The following is a 14,372-nucleotide window of genomic DNA, read 5'->3' as shown; positions in this document are numbered from 1 at the left end:
GATGAAGAAAGAAGAGGTTCTTGCACATGCGATATTAGAGCATGTCGGGGGGAAAGATAACATTCGTCAACTCGCGCACTGTATGACACGTGTGCGTTTAGCGCTCAAAGATCCGACGAAAGCGGATCTCACTGCATTGAAACAAATCGATGGTGTCATGGGTGTCATCGATGACGAGACGTTGCAAATCGTCGTTGGCCCGGGGACGGTCAACCGCGTGGCGGACCATCTCAGTCGTGAGACGGGGCTCGCCATCGGGGAAGAGTCGGTCGATGCGAATTTGACGCCGGACGAACGGGCGGCCATCGAACGTCAAAAAGTGAAAGACAAACAGAAGTCGCCGTTCAAGCGCTTCTTGCGTCGCTTAGGGAACATCTTTATTCCGCTCATTCCAGGGCTTGTCGCTTCAGGTATCATTAACGGGGGAGCCAACTTCGCGAAGAACGCCGGCGTTGACCCGACCGAAACGTGGATGCAAATCCTCTTATTGCTCGGTAGCACAGTGTTCGCGTATCTCGCCATCCTCGTCGGTTGGAACACGGCCAAAGAGTTCGGCGGGACGCCGGTACTCGGTGCCATCGCCGGGGGGATTCTCTTCAACCCGGTGCTCGCGGACATCACCATTTATGGGGAACCGCTCGTTGTCGGGCGGGGTGGACTGTTCGGGGTCATCTTTGCCGCTTGGCTCATGACGTACATCGAGAAACACGTTCGTCGCTTCATGCCGACGGCGGTCGATATCATCTTTACACCGCTTCTCACGGTCCTCGTCGTCGGTTTCACGGCGCTCTATGCAATCATGCCGGTCGCAGGCATCTTGTCAGACGGGATCATGCAAGGATTGAACGCCGTGCTTGAAGTCGGTGGACCGGTAGCAGGGGCTGTCCTTGCTGGATTCTTCTTGCCGCTCGTCATGGTCGGGTTGCACCACGGACTCACACCGATTCACTTGGAACTCTTGAACACGGTCGGTAACACGGCACTCTTGCCAATCCTGGCGATGGCAGGGGCTGGACAAGTCGGGGCGGCGCTCGCGATTTTCGTGAAGACGCGCAACCAACGTCTCCGTAACATCATTAAAGGGGCCATTCCGGTCGGATTCCTTGGAATCGGCGAGCCGCTCCTTTACGGGGTCACACTCCCGCTTGGCCGTCCGTTCCTGACGGCTTGTATGGGGGCCGCGGTCGGAGGTGCCTTCCAAGCGACGATGAAGACGGCAGCACTCGGGATTGGGGTCTCGGGTCTCTCGCTTACGCCGCTCATCGACAACGGCATGTACTTGACGTACATCGCAGGTCTTGTCATTTCGTATACGGCTGGCTTCATCTTCACGTATTTCTTCGGCTTCAAAGAAGAAATGGCAGACGGGATTTAACAACTGAGGCGGCTCTTTGGAGTCGCCTTTTCATTTGATGAGGAGGAATTTCTGATGAAGGGATTATCGGTTTATTTGAGCGAACCGCTCACACCGCAGTTCAAGATATGGGTCGGACGCATGCGCGAGATTGGCTTCACCTCGATGTTCACGTCACTGCATATCCCCGAGGACGACACGTCGGTGTATACGGAACGGCTTCGTGACCTCGGGACGCTCGCACGAGAACTCGACATGGAACTGTTTGCGGATATCGCACCGACGTCGCTCGCCGCGCTCGGCAAGACGTGGGACGATGCCCATACACTTCTCGATTGGGGCGTGACGGGGCTGCGCGTCGATTACGGCGTGACGCCGAAACAAGTCGCCGACTTGTCGACCCGAATGACGGTCGCCTTGAACGCGAGCACGCTGTCTGAAGCGGAACTCATAGAGATGAAGCAACACGGCCTCGTGACGGACAACGTCGAGGCGTGGCACAACTTCTATCCGCGCCCGGAGACGGGGCTCAATCGTAACTGGTTCGATGCCAAGAACGATTGGCTGAAGCGGCAAGGGTTGAGCGTCCAGGCGTTCATCCCTGGTGACGGGACACTCCGAGGACCGCTGTTCGAACGGCTGCCGACGCTCGAGGACCATCGCCTGTTGTCGACGTTCGCCTGCTACATGGACCTCATGGATTCAGTCGATCGCATCTTAATCGGCGATCCGGGACTCACCGATGAGACGATTGAACAGTTCGCCTCACACGCCGACAAAATGCTCGTTCTTCGGGCCGAAGCGGAGACGACGATTGAGGCCGCCTTCTATCGTGTCCAGACGAACCGGATGGACCCGGCACGTGACGTCGTCCGCTCGGTCGAATCGAGGGGCTATGGACGTCCGGGGGACCGCTTGCTCGAGCCGATGGCAGCAAGACCGCGTCCGCTCGGAACGATCACGGTCGATAATGCGAAATACGGGCGCTATGCCGGTGAGCTGCAAATCACAAAACGCGATTTAGTGGCAGACGATCGGATCAACGTCCTTGGGCGCGTCATCGAGGCAGACCGGCCGCTCGTCCAATCGATCGGACCGGGCACGAAGTTTCGAATCGAGTGGTGTTGACGTTCCGGATTGCCACATTCCCTCGTCTTTGTGTACAGTAGAGAGGGAGGGAATGCCATGAAAGAGATTAATTTTAACATCGTCGCTGACGATTCGACCGATGGCCACGGCGGTTTTGGGGTCGGTTCGCTCAGTTTGAACAATATGTCTCCAGTCATCATCGATGTCGAGGCGGGGACCGCGGTCATCGATATGGGGGCCATGCATGCCAAATCGGCGATTGAGAAACGCATCAAATTTTTGACGGATCCAGAAGCGGTGCCGAACGGCAAACCGTATTGGATTGTCTGGGTCACGGTCGGACGAAAGCCAGAAGGGTTCTATTACGGCGGTGTCGCAGCTTGTGACATGTCGATCGACCTCGAGGCACGGCGCGGCTATAAACTGTTGCCGTATCACGTCAACCAGATGGACAAGTCGCTCAAAGGCCGCATCTTGATTGACATGATGGATGCACCGTCACGCGACGTGCTCGCTGCCTTTTTGAAAGAACATCGTCCTGAAATCTGGGAACAATCGACCGAACTTCAAACCGAGCTTGAGCGTTTGAGCGCCGAGTGAAAAGATTGGACCGTTTTGGTCTCCAATCTTTTTTGTTTTCATGTGCCCCGATTTGGGAACATGAATTTGTTATCATGTTGTGATTTCACCGTAATTGTATGAATATTCAGCATTATGCTATACTAAACGCACTTGTGTAAAAGAGAAAGGGTGACACGATGAGTGAAACTAAGAAAATTATGATTGGGCTACTGTTGGGGGTAGCCGTCGGTTTAGCATTAGCAGGATTACCGGGCAATATTTATGATATGGCCAATACGTATGTCCTCTCGCCAGTCGGAACCGTATTTTTGAACTTAATTAAAATGTTAGTCGTCCCGATCGTCTTCTTCTCGATCATTCTTGGTGTCATGGGTCTCGGTGACCCGAAAGAACTCGGTCGTGTCGGAACGAAATCATTGCTCTTCTTCTTGACGACGACGGCGCTCGCCATCGTCTTGGCGATGGGTGTCGCTTATGTCATCCAACCAGGAGAACGTGGAGATTTCCCGACGACGGGATTAGAGTTTGATGCGTCAGGTTCGGAAGAATCTTCGAATATCGTGCAGACGTTCGTCAACATGATTCCAACGAACCCGGTTCAAGCACTTGCCGAAGGCAATATGCTTCAAATTATCGTCTTCGCGGCACTCATCGGATTCGCGATGATCGCGCTCGGTGAAAAAGCGCGCACATGGCGCCGATTCGTCAAACAAGGTGACCGCATCATGATGTACTTGATTCATTTGGTCATGAAACTTGCGCCGTACGGTGCGTTCGCTTTGATCGCCTCAGCCATCGGTGGCATTGGATTAGAGGCTGTCCAAGCGATGGCATGGTATATGATTGCCGTCGTCTTGACGTTGGCGCTCCATTCAGTCATCGTCTATGGCGGTGCAGTGGCGTTGCTCGGGAAAATGAATCCCGTCTTCTTCTTTAAAAACTTCTACGAGGCGATGACGTTCGCATTCTCGACGTCTTCATCGAATGCGACACTCCCGGTGTCGATGGAAGTGGCTCAAACGAAACTCGGTGTCCCACGCTCGATTTCGTCGTTCGTCCAACCGCTCGGTGCGACGGTCAACATGGACGGAACGGCCATCATGCAAGGGGTCGCAACGATTTTCATCGCGCAAGTGTTCAATGCTGATTTGACGATGACAGAGCTCTTGACGGTCGTCATCACAGCGGTACTCGCCTCAATCGGGACGGCGGGCGTACCAGGTGTCGGACTTGTCATGCTCGCGCTCGTCTTACAATCAGTCAACTTACCGGTCGAAGGGATTGCCCTGATCATCGGTGTCGACCGGATCCTCGATATGCTCCGGACGTCGGTCAATATTACAGGGGACGCCGCGTGTGCGGTCGTCGTCTCGAAACTCGAAGAGAAACATCTTCCTCCAGTCGACGAAGACTCGTGGGATGAAGTGGACGCAAAATAACCTAAAGGCTGACCCGGTTCATACCGGGCCAGCCTTTTCAAATGAAGTGAGGTTTTAATGAATGGAGTGGGAAGTTCTGCCGATCCCGTTGTTTGTCGTGGTCAGCATCATCTTAAACAGCATCATCGCCATCGCGGGCGTGTTGCCGAGCGCCTTTTTGACGGCGCTGAACGTTCAATTGCTAGGATTCGGACCAGGCGTCGTCGTCTCCATCGTCGGTGAGGCCGTCGGCGCCGTGCTCAGTTTCGTCCTGTATCGCCAGGCGCTCCATCGCTACACGTCACCGGACGGAAAGCGGCTGCGGCGTCTCCGTGAGGCCGAGGGGGTCGAGGCTTGGTTCCTCGTCCTCGGGCTCCGGCTGTTACCGTTCGTGCCGTCCGGTCTCGTCACGCTGTCGGCCGCATTCAGCAAGATGTCCCTCCCCTCGTTCGCTGTAGCGAGCACGATTGGAAAAGTCCCGGCGCTCTTGATTGAGGCGCTTGCCGTCACGGCCGTCCTGACCGTGGCGACCGGATGGCAACTCGTTCTCGTCGCCGTTCTCGCCGTTCTGTACGCCATGTGGCGCTTGTCTCAGAGAAGCGGCGAGAAGATATGACAGAACGCTTCGACGAAGCGTTTGCCGTTCGATTTCTTGCGTAGCATCGACCAGTCGACGAGAATTGATTCATCGAAGTCGTTCAAGAACGCTTCGTGCAACTCTTGAATGGATGACGTCTCGAACTGGGCGATGGTCATCTCATGGTTCAAATACATGCTCCGAAAATCAAAGTTAGCCGTCCCGACGAGCGCAATCTTGCCATCGATGAGGACGGTTTTTGCGTGGATGAAATGACGATTGTATTTATAAATCCGGATATTCCGTTTGAGCAATTGCTCAAAATAATACTCGGTCGCATGAAAGCTGAACCATTCGTCTCCTTTTCCAGGCACGACGATTCGGACGTCGATGCCGCGCTTGCCGGCGACTTCTAACAGCGCGAGCATTTCGGGAGGCGGAATCAAGTAGGGGGTCGTCATCCAAATCGATTCCTTCGCCTGCATCAACAGAGCCATGAGCCCGTCTCGAATCGTCACATCTTTCCCAGGAGATGTGACGAGCAGTTGCGTCGCTCCGTTTTCTTGTTGCGGCTCATCGATAAAGTATTCCGGTAAGTGTTTGCTGTCGGCAAACAAGTCCCACGTCTCTTTGTCTTCTTCATGACCCGCATACAGCCAATTCTCGACGAACAGACGCTGCAGTTCCCGGACGAGCGGCCCTTCGAGACGCAGATGGGTATCGCGCCAAAATCCGAGCTTTTTATGTTTGCCCAAATATTCATCTCCGACGTTCAGGCCACCCGTATAAGCGATCCGTCCGTCGATGACGATCAACTTCTGATGGTTACGGAAGTTGGCGTTAAACACGAGGAGCGGATGGACGACTGGGTCGAATGCTTGGACGTGGACACGCGACTCGCGGAGCGGTTCGATGAAGTCTTCATTGATTTCCTGACTGCCGAGCCCGTCATATAAGAAGCGGACGGTGACGTTCTCGTTGGAGCGCTTAATCAGGGCGTCGCGAATTTTCATCGAAATCTCGTCAGTCCGGAACAGATAATACTGGACGTGGATATGGTGGGTCGCTTGCTCGATATCTTTAATCACTGCATCGAATTTTTGCTCGCCATTGACGAGTAGTTTCGTCGACGTGTGGCCATCCGCGCCGGTCGCCCCGAGTTTTTCGAGCGTGCGCGTGAGCGGATAACGATCGGATACGTCGTTGGACGTCTCGACGCGCTCCTCTTCAATCGCTTGGCGGAACATGCGAATCTCGGTCGAGGTCCGTTTGATCCGACGGTGGCGTCGCGGTGTCCGTCCGAATAGTACCCAGGCGAGGGCGCCGAGGAACGGGATGAACAGGACGGCGAGTAGCCAAGCAAGCTTGGCCTGCGGTTGGACCTGGTCGAATAAAATATGCCAGCCGACGAGGAGCGGCGCCACGATCGCGAGACCAATCAGGAATGGGATCAATCCGTCCACAGAATAGAGGGCGAGGAGAAGGAAGAGGGCGAGTACAATCATGGTGAGGAGTTGCCAGACGCGTCGTTTCAACACGTACACCTTCTTTCTGTTCAGTTGTCATCACTGAATTCATTCCACCGTTTACACATTGTTAATCTAAAATTACGTTTCACGATATGGGCGAAGGGAATTATCGTAACTGTACGACACAACGTAAAAGGGGTGTTAGCGATGAAGAAGAAAGGTGCATTGGCCGCGTCGCTCTTGGCGACAGGCATCATTCTCGGGGCTTGCGGGGGAGCAGACGAAGAACCGATGAACAATGAAGATACGGAAATGCAAGAAGATATGGATGAAGAAGAAGATTAAAAAAACGGCCTAGAGCGGATGCTCTAGGCCTTCATTGCGTCAAAGCGAATACGGGGACGGTTTGCCAAAGTAATAGCCTTGGGCGAGGTCGAATCCGAGTTCACGACAGACGTCGACTTCTTCGGCGCGTTCGATGCCTTCAGCCAGAATCGTGATGTCCATCGATTTGGTCAATTGACGTACATTTTTCAAGAATGTCCGTTTTTCGGCATCTTGATCGCAAAACGAGATGTACGACCGATCGATTTTGACATAGTCCGGTTCGAGGCGTCTCAACATATCGAGCGTCGAGAAACCGGCCCCGACATCGTCGAGGGCGACTTTCATGCCGCGCTTCTTATATGTAGAGAACACGTGCTGCAAGTGGGCCACGTCTTGTACTTTTTCCGTCTCGACGACTTCAAAGATGAAACGGTCGGGACTGAGCCCGTATTGATCGATAATCTCGAACGTGTGTTGCAGACAATAGTCCGGGTTATAAATCGTCGACGGCAAGAAGTTGATGAACGTCTTTTCGTGCGGGGCGACGGCATGATAGGTCGCTTTAATGGCCTCGGCGCGAGCGCGCTGGTCAAGCTTGGAATGCAGGCCGAAACGGTTGGCCGCGCGGAACAGTTCTCCGGGAGAGACGTTATTGCGACTGCGGAGTAACGCTTCGTAACCGAATCGTTCACCGGTATCGAGATGGACGATTGGTTGCAGATGGCTCTCGAATTCACCGTGTTGAATGAGTTCGATCGTATCGCGGTTGGCAATCTGTTCGAGCAGATTGCTGGCCGAGATGATTGCGGTTTGCCGTTTCGTCACTTGATCGACGCAATAGACGTCCTCTTCGACGGTGGAAAGGTGTGCGGTTAATTCATCTAACGATTCATACGGATGGAACGTGTCGTTGACGACGACAAGGCCTCGTTCAAAAAATGGGATGTTCGTAGAGCAGGCAGTACACGGAGACCACATAAGATCCCTCCTTTCGAATGATTAAAGTACTCTCTCTATACTTTATCGGATAAAACTCACATAAAACTCACATGGCAGGACAAATAAATAAAAAAATCGTGCAAATTGCGGGTAGTTTTTGTATACTTCCTATCGTATGAATAAGAAGCGCCTCAAAACGCCACTCGCATACGAACAACTTTTTAATCAGAAAGGGGTTCTATCGATGGACCAAAAATTAAAATTATGGTTTACGGAGCACCAGACAGAAGATTACGGAATCACGTTCCGTGTAAACCACGTTTATGAGAGCGAACAAACGGAGTTTCAACGACTAGAAATGGTCGAAACGGACGAGTTCGGAACAATGTTGTTACTTGACGGAATGGTCATGACGACGGATAAGGACGAATTCGTCTATCACGAGATGGTGGCTCACGTCCCACTCTTCACGCACCCGAATCCGAAGCATGTGCTCGTAGTCGGCGGTGGAGACGGCGGCGTCATCCGTGAGATTATGAAACACCCATCAGTCGAAAAAGCAGTTCTCGTCGACATCGACGGGAAAGTCATTGAATATTCGAAGAAATACTTACCAAATATCGCAGGCGAACTCGACAACCCACGCGTTGAAGTCATCGTCGGCGACGGCTTCATGCATATCGCCGAGTCTGAGAACGAGTACGACGTCATCATGGTCGACTCGACAGAACCAGTCGGCCCAGCGGCCAACTTGTTCACGAAAGGATTCTACGCCGGAATCTCGAGAGCGCTCAAAGCCGATGGAATCTTCGTCGCGCAGACGGACAACCCATGGTTCACGCCAGAGCTCATCCAGACAGTCCAACGTGACGTGAAAGAAATCTTCCCGATCACGAAGCTCTACACAGCGAACGTACCGACGTACCCAAGCGGCATGTGGACATTCACAATCGGTTCGAAGCAGTATGACCCGGAAGCAGTGGCTCCGGAGCGTTTCCACGACATCGAGACGAAGTACTACACGCCGAAGCTTCACAATGCAGCATTCGTCCTTCCTAAATTCGTGGAGGACTTGACGAAATGATTAAACGTTTCGATGAAGCCTATTCAGGCAAAGTGTTTATCGCGAGCCTGCCAGAAGTCGCAGACGCGAAGACGGTCCTTTACGGGATGCCGATGGACTGGACGGTCAGTTTCCGTCCAGGATCACGTTTCGGTCCGAACCGAATCCGTGAAGTCTCAATCGGGCTTGAAGAGTACAGCCCGTATTTGGACGGAGATTTGAGTGAAGCCGCCGTCTATGACGCTGGTGACATCCCGCTTCCGTTCGGGAATGCTCAGAAGTCGCTCGACATGATCGAGTCGTTCGTCAAGGACGTCATTCAAGCAGGCAAGTTCCCACTAGGTATGGGTGGGGAACACCTCGTCACTTGGCCGGTCATCAAGGCGATGCATGATGCATACGGCGACGATTTCGTCATTCTTCACTTCGATGCGCACACGGACCTCCGTGACGAATACGAAGGCGAGCCGTTGTCGCACTCGACACCACTCAAAAAAGCGGCCAACTTGATTGGGCCATCGAACTGCTACTCGTTCGGAATTCGTTCTGGGATGAAAGAAGAGTTCGACTGGGTCAAAGAAGTCGGCTATAACATGTATAAATATGAAGTGATCGAACCGCTCAAACGTGTGTTGCCGACGCTCGCCGGGAAGAAAGTGTACGTCACGATCGATATCGACGTCCTCGACCCATCGGCTGCACCGGGAACGGGAACGCAAGAGATCGGTGGCATCACGACGAAAGAATTGCTTGAAGCGGTCCACGCCATCGCGAACGCTGACGTCGACGTCATCGGGGCCGACCTCGTCGAAGTGTCACCGGCGTACGATCAGTCGGACATGACGGCCATCGCCGCCGCGAAGATTCTTCGCGAGATGATGATCGGGTTCGTGAAGTAACGATGCCGAAAAAAGGTCAGCTCGAGATGGAGCTGAGTGCTCGCATCACCCAATGGGAGAAAGAGTATCTCGGACGCGGTTCCTTGACGTGTAAAGCAGATTTGCTCCGCGACCTGGCGATCGTGACGCTCCAAGGCGTCTTGACCCCGGCCGAGTACGAACTGGCCGCCAAATCGGCCGGACGCGAGCAATTGAAGAAGTACCGCAACAACCTCGTCGAATCCGGTCGGCCTCAGCTCGAGGCCATCGTGCACGACGTACTCGGGCGGCGACTCGTCTCGCTCCATACGGACATCAGCACGAAGACAGGGGAACGCCTCATCGTCTTTCGACTCGATGCACCGTGGGAGAACGGGATTGACAAGCCGTGACGACGTTTTTACACTAGAAGCAGAGACGGTTCAGGATGGGTGGTGTCCGCGAGACATCCCTTCGTCCTGACCCGGAGCTGACTAACTACACATCCGACAGTTGTCGGCTAGACGGAGCGAACGTGTTCGAGCCGTCGGCATGCAGCGCACACCTTTCTTTGGTGTGCGCTTTTGTCGTCTAGGAGGAAATGTATGGAACTATTGACGTTTTTATTGACGAGCGCCCCGGTGCTCTTGTTCGTGACCGGCGTGATTGCTGCTCTCGGCAAATCGAATTTACGAATCCCGGAGTCGCTCAGCATCACGCTCAACTTGTACTTACTGCTCGCCATCGGGTTGAAAGGGGGAATCGGTCTCGCCTCGGTGTCGATGGACGAGTTAGCGCTCCCACTGGCAGTGACGCTCGTCGTCGGCATCATCTTGCCGCTCGTCGCCTTTGGAATCGGCTCGCTACTCAAATTCACGTTCCCGGAACGGATCGCCATGGCGGCCACGTTCGGCTCGGTCTCGCTCGTGACATATGTCGCCGCGACGGCCCAGCTCGAACGTCTTGGTATCGTCTATGAACCGTTCATGACGACGCTCGTCGTCGTGCTCGAGATTCCGGGTCTCGTCGTGGCGCTGCTCTTGTACAACCAGAGCCGTGTCCTCGGGATTACGGCGGCCCCGACTCAATCGCTCACGGTCATCCGCGACAGTCTGCTTTCGAAGAGCATTCTGCTGTTGTTGGCCGGTCTCGTCGTCGGAATCGTCACACCGGATACATCAGCGCTTGAACCGTTTTTCATCGACTTGTTCCCGGGCGTCTTGCTCTTGTTCCTGCTCAGCCTGGGCGTCAAGGTCGGTCATCAGTTGAAGGCGGTGCCGTCCTATGGCCTCAAGTTTTTAGTCATTGGCATGACGTTTCCTCTCGTCGGGGCCGTCATCGGTTACATCGCGGCCGGGATGGCCGGACTGTCGGACGGGGGAACGATTCTCTTCATGACGCTCGCCGCGAGCGGGTCGTATATCGCCGCCCCGGCCATGCTCCAGGCGTCGGTACCAGAAGCGGAGCCGTCGTTTTATTTGACGCTCGCCCTCGCCGTCACGTTCCCGTTCAATCTGCTCGTCGGCATCCCGCTATTCATTTCAATCGTCACCTGAAAACAGGCCCGTTCTCACGAGTTGAGACCGGGCCTGTTTTTATTGATTCACTTTTTGTTCTTCCATACATTTTAACGCCGCCGTCCAACTGCCGAATAGGGCGTTGATGGTCGATGTGCTCGGCACGTTGCGTCCTTCGGCCCATTTCCGATAATGGAGGATGCTGAAGTGGGACAACTCTTGTCTGGCGACACGGAGTGCCTCGATGACGTCTTCTTCATCCCATTTCCGCTTCGGTGGGGCGATATCGAGGACGAACAAGGCGTAGCTCCACGATCCGTACTTCCGCGCAATCGTCGCGACCGTTGGATAGCCACGCTCTTGGGCCCAGATGGCGTAGTGCTGGGATGTGAGACGCTCGAGTTCCTCTGACGCTTCAATCAACGCTTGAATAATCCGTTCTTCATTATTTTTCGCCGCGGTCGTCTGAAGTTTCGCTTCCCGGAGCGCGTTCGACCAAGAGCCGAACCGGCTGCTGATTAACGTGAGTGACGGGGAACGTGTCACTTTCGACCACTCCCGATACGTTTGGCTCGTGAAGAGCGAAAGTTCCTCGGCGGCTTGATTCAATGCCCGAAGGATATCCTCGTCTGAATAGTAATGGAACGACATTTGAATTTGGGCGGCGACGAGTGCTTCGCGCCAAGACCCGAACTGGTGGATGACGGTGGAAAGGGACGGCACGTTTTTGGTTTGCGACCAAACGCTGTACCGTTTCGAATCGAGCTCGGCATGTTCTTGAGCAGCTAACTGCAACGCTTGTACGATTTGAGGGCGTGTCCATTTTTTCATCTTGGTGTCTCTCCTTTGGAGGGAGACGCAGCGAGCGTCTCGGAAGGTCTCTTGGTGTGAATGAACAGCTTGTATTGGTTGGAAGAGTCAACGAGCTAGTCAAAAAGAATGCTTGAAATCGATTTCTACCTCCTTATGTGGCGTTTTAGCTAAGTTCAAAATAATGTAAACGATACCCAATTCGGGTTATGTATATTCCCATTTCCCGTTTGTCCGACAATTATTCATTATGTGAAAGAAATCATGATAATAATTTCGTGAACTCCTTTGTTGCCATCCGTGTCGTTCATGAGAAAAAGCTTGTTTTATCTTTAAATTTGTCGAGAAGAGTCGGGTAGTTTACTAGCATCGACGCATCTTTTGCGCATTCCAACCCACACCACGAACGAACAACTCAGACTCTTGGAGGTGCGAACTACCATGGCAACACTTGTGAACGTGTATCGGAAGAATCAACGGAATTTGCTGTTCTTGTGTCTCGACATCTTGATCGTCTCATTTGTGCTCTATGCGACGTTTGAATTGCTGTTCTCGACGATTACGTCGTACGCGGCGCTCGAATCGAGCGAAATGTTGATGATGGTCGGTATCAAAATCATCAGTTTCAGTCTCGTCGGGACGGTGTTAAAAATCCATCGTATCGACTGGCGTTACGCCTCGGTCCATGAGATGAAACAAGTCGCTATCGCCTTACTGAGCAGTGACTTGGTGTTGTACGCCTACAACCAGTTCCACTTCGGGGCAGGGCTCGGCATGATCATCGCTGTCCAAGGGTTGCTCGCCTTCAACTTGATTTTGTTCACGCGATTCTTGGCCCGCAACCACGTATTCGATGTGTTCAAACCGCACTCTAATCATCCCGGACGAAAAGCGCTCATCATCGGGGCTGGTGATTCGGGCCAGTTGATTGTCCGTGAGTTGAAAGAACATCGGACGACCGTCCTCTGCGTCGTCGGTCTACTCGATGACAACCCGCACCTACAGTCGCTTTACGTGCACGGTGTTCCAGTGCTCGGGGTGACGGACGATTTAGAGCGCATCATCCAAGAGCACGGGATTGAAGTCGTGATTTTGGCCATCCCAAGCCTGTCCTATGCGCGACGCCTTGCCTTGCTCAAACGGATTGAGAAGACGGGTGCTGAGTCCCATGCGTTACCGATGATCTCGGAGCTCGCGACCGGGAAGGTCTCCATCAGTGAAATCCGCGAAGTGAAAATCGAAGACTTGCTAGGCCGAGAACCGGTCCAGTTGGACATATCTGGAATTTCTAGTCATGTGGAAGGAGCGACGGTACTCGTCACGGGTGCCGGCGGATCAATCGGTTCGGAACTGTGCCGTCAGCTCATCAAATTTGCCCCGGCTGAAATGATTCTCCTCGGTCACGGCGAGAACAGTATTTACTTGATTGAACGAGAGCTGCGCGAACTCGGGACGGACACGGTGCTTTATCCCGTCATCGGTGATGTGCAGGATGAGGCCCGGCTTGAAGAAGTGTTCCGGATGTATAAACCGGACATCGTCTATCACGCCGCCGCCCACAAACACGTTCCGCTCATGGAAGACAATCCGCTCGAAGCCGTTAAAAACAACATTTACGGGACGAAACATATGGTCGACGTCGCGGCCCGTCACAAAGTGAATCGCTTCATCATGATCTCGACGGACAAGGCGGTCAATCCGACGAACGTGATGGGTTCGACGAAACGAATCGCCGAAATGGTCGTCCAAGAGAAAGCTCGTTCCAGTGATACGATTTTTGCGGTCGTCCGCTTCGGTAACGTCCTCGGCAGCCGTGGCTCGGTCGTCCCGCTGTTTAAAGAACAAATTCTACGCGGAGGTCCGGTCACCGTCACCGATCCCGAGATGACCCGTTACTTCATGACCATCCCGGAAGCGAGTCGTCTCGTCATTCAAGCGAGCGTCTTATCGCGAGGTGGTGAAGTGTTCGTGCTCGATATGGGTGCTCCGGTCAAAATCATCGATTTGGCGAAGAAAATGATCGAGTTGAGCGGTTTCACGACCGACCAGATTGGAATCGAGGTCACCGGGATTCGTCCTGGTGAGAAGTTATACGAAGAACTGCTGGACGAAAGTGAGCTCGGTCCGGAAGCGAACGTCTTCCCAAAAATCTTTGTCGGTCGGACCCGGCCGTTCAAGACCGTCTCCTCCGTCTTGCATTTGATTGAAACGTTCCGTGATGACCGTGACGCGTTGATGTATCTGTTGCTGTTCATCGCCAACAGCGACGACCTCGACCGAGACGTCGAACGGATTTTCACACACGGGGTGAAACGAATGCGTCCTCATATCGCCGGGTCACGTCTCGCTGATGGGAATTGAACGCCACTA

At 53.7% G+C, this 14,372-nt stretch carries 14 protein-coding genes; 11 read left to right on the top strand and 3 right to left on the bottom strand.

Features of this window, described 5'->3' with window-relative positions:
• The first annotated feature begins 1 nt into the window (after position 1).
• The 5 genes from KNP95_RS05130 to KNP95_RS05110 all read left to right on the top strand — a co-directional run bounded on the left by KNP95_RS05130 (position 2) and on the right by KNP95_RS05110 (position 5,059).
• A complete protein-coding gene (locus KNP95_RS05130) occupies positions 2–1,375 on the top strand; it encodes a PTS transporter subunit EIIC (RefSeq protein WP_029594632.1) in 1,374 nt (457 codons plus the stop codon).
• Positions 1,376–1,429: 54 nt separating this feature from the next.
• On the top strand, positions 1,430–2,482 hold the full coding sequence (locus KNP95_RS05125; protein WP_214835836.1) for a DUF871 domain-containing protein: 1,053 nt from the start codon (positions 1,430–1,432) through the stop codon (positions 2,480–2,482).
• A 57-nt stretch (positions 2,483–2,539) separates the two neighbouring features.
• Positions 2,540–3,043, top strand: a complete 504-nt coding sequence (locus KNP95_RS05120; RefSeq protein ID WP_021066061.1) for a YwhD family protein — start codon at positions 2,540–2,542, stop codon at positions 3,041–3,043.
• Positions 3,044–3,201: 158 nt separating this feature from the next.
• Positions 3,202–4,464 (top strand): dicarboxylate/amino acid:cation symporter, encoded by a 1,263-nt coding sequence (locus KNP95_RS05115; protein WP_214802347.1) that lies wholly within the window; start codon positions 3,202–3,204, stop codon positions 4,462–4,464.
• Between the two features lie 61 nt (positions 4,465–4,525).
• Positions 4,526–5,059 (top strand): TVP38/TMEM64 family protein, encoded by a 534-nt coding sequence (locus KNP95_RS05110; RefSeq protein ID WP_214835834.1) that lies wholly within the window; start codon positions 4,526–4,528, stop codon positions 5,057–5,059.
• On the opposite strand, the gene cls is transcribed toward KNP95_RS05110, so the two are convergent.
• On the bottom strand, positions 5,035–6,558 hold the full coding sequence (gene cls / locus KNP95_RS05105; protein ID WP_353048977.1) for a cardiolipin synthase: 1,524 nt from the start codon (positions 6,556–6,558) through the stop codon (positions 5,035–5,037). The two genes, KNP95_RS05110 and cls, sit on opposite strands and share 25 nt — an antisense overlap.
• Positions 6,559–6,696: 138 nt before the next feature.
• Between cls and KNP95_RS05100 the strand changes: the two genes are divergently transcribed.
• The gene (locus KNP95_RS05100) at positions 6,697–6,834 is read left to right on the top strand and encodes a hypothetical protein (RefSeq protein WP_214719266.1); all 138 of its coding nucleotides are present in this window, start codon (positions 6,697–6,699) and stop codon (positions 6,832–6,834) included.
• A 39-nt stretch (positions 6,835–6,873) separates the two neighbouring features.
• Here KNP95_RS05100 and KNP95_RS05095 read toward each other — a convergent pair whose 3' ends face one another.
• Positions 6,874–7,794, bottom strand: a complete 921-nt coding sequence (locus KNP95_RS05095; RefSeq protein WP_251138465.1) for an EAL domain-containing protein — start codon at positions 7,792–7,794, stop codon at positions 6,874–6,876.
• Between the two features lie 205 nt (positions 7,795–7,999).
• Here KNP95_RS05095 and speE point away from each other — a divergent pair, with 205 nt between their 5' ends.
• The 4 genes from speE to KNP95_RS05075 all read left to right on the top strand — a co-directional run bounded on the left by speE (position 8,000) and on the right by KNP95_RS05075 (position 11,231).
• Positions 8,000–8,839 (top strand): polyamine aminopropyltransferase, encoded by an 840-nt coding sequence (speE, locus tag KNP95_RS05090; protein ID WP_029594637.1) that lies wholly within the window; start codon positions 8,000–8,002, stop codon positions 8,837–8,839.
• The gene (gene speB, locus KNP95_RS05085; RefSeq protein WP_021066068.1) at positions 8,836–9,717 is read left to right on the top strand and encodes an agmatinase; all 882 of its coding nucleotides are present in this window, start codon (positions 8,836–8,838) and stop codon (positions 9,715–9,717) included. Before speE ends, speB begins: the two co-directional genes overlap by 4 nt.
• A gap of 2 nt (positions 9,718–9,719) precedes the next feature.
• On the top strand, positions 9,720–10,088 hold the full coding sequence (locus KNP95_RS05080; protein WP_021066069.1) for a Na-translocating system protein MpsC family protein: 369 nt from the start codon (positions 9,720–9,722) through the stop codon (positions 10,086–10,088).
• Between the two features lie 192 nt (positions 10,089–10,280).
• Positions 10,281–11,231 (top strand): sodium-dependent bicarbonate transport family permease, encoded by a 951-nt coding sequence (locus tag KNP95_RS05075; RefSeq protein WP_029594638.1) that lies wholly within the window; start codon positions 10,281–10,283, stop codon positions 11,229–11,231.
• 39 nt (positions 11,232–11,270) lie between these two features.
• Here KNP95_RS05075 and KNP95_RS05070 read toward each other — a convergent pair whose 3' ends face one another.
• Positions 11,271–12,023: a homing endonuclease associated repeat-containing protein gene (locus tag KNP95_RS05070; RefSeq protein WP_021066071.1), complete on the bottom strand. Its 753-nt coding sequence runs from the start codon at positions 12,021–12,023 to the stop codon at positions 11,271–11,273.
• A gap of 420 nt (positions 12,024–12,443) precedes the next feature.
• Here KNP95_RS05070 and KNP95_RS05065 point away from each other — a divergent pair, with 420 nt between their 5' ends.
• Positions 12,444–14,363 carry a polysaccharide biosynthesis protein gene (locus KNP95_RS05065; protein WP_214835828.1) on the top strand — a complete coding sequence of 640 codons (1,920 nt, stop codon included), beginning with the start codon at positions 12,444–12,446 and terminating at the stop codon, positions 14,361–14,363.
• Positions 14,364–14,372: the final 9 nt, after the last annotated feature.

Source organism: Exiguobacterium sp. s36, assembly GCF_018618345.1.
GTDB classification, from domain to species: Bacteria; Bacillota; Bacilli; order Exiguobacteriales; family Exiguobacteriaceae; genus Exiguobacterium; species Exiguobacterium chiriqhucha.
Note: the sequence above shows the minus strand (reverse complement) of the source record. Positions and strands in the feature narration are given on the sequence as shown.